The sequence below is a fragment of the Xanthobacter sp. BG11Y11_SDJG genome (genome assembly GCF_057364445.1).
The window spans coordinates 1-575 of record NZ_JBNFNU010000881.1 but is presented as its reverse complement, the minus strand read 5'-3'; the positions used below and the strand labels follow the sequence as shown (position 1 = coordinate 575).

Sequence of the window (575 nt, the reverse complement as noted above, 5' to 3'; positions counted from 1 at the left end):
CGCGCGTCGAGGGCGCTGCCGCTGGTGGCGCATCACCGATCGACGCGCGCTTCGGCGACCTGTTCGGCCCCGACGCCCCGCCGCCCGCGCCGTTCGGCCGGGCGCAGGTGGGGGCGCTGCTGGAGCTGTCGTTCGGCCTTGCCGCCTGGAAGCAGCTGAGCCCGGACCGCTGGGCGGTGCGCGCCAACCCCTCCAGCGGCAACCTCCACCCGACCGAAGCCTATATGATCGCCCAAGGCGTCCAGGGGCTTGAGGACGGGGTGCACCATTATATCAGCCGCGATCACGCGCTGGAGCGGCGCACGAGCCTTCCCCCCGGCCCGGCGCGGCTGCTCGTCGGCCTCTCCTCCATCCCGTGGCGCGAGGCCTGGAAATACGGCGAGCGGGCGTTCCGCTACTGCCAGCTCGACACCGGCCATGCGCTGGGCGCCCTGGTCTTCGCCGCCGCGACCCTGGGCTGGCGGGTGCGGCTGGTGCCGGGGGGGCACGGCGGCGATCGCGGCGCTGCTCGGCCTCGACCGCGACCGGGATTTCGCTGGCGCCGAGCGCGAGGAGCCGGAGCTGATCGCCGAGAT

1 protein-coding gene is annotated in these 575 nt (G+C 74.4%); it reads left to right on the top strand.

What is annotated here, in order from left to right:
- A partial coding sequence (locus tag AC2W7M_RS27095) for a SagB/ThcOx family dehydrogenase (RefSeq protein WP_486136336.1) occupies positions 1 to 575 on the top strand: 575 nt, incomplete at both ends.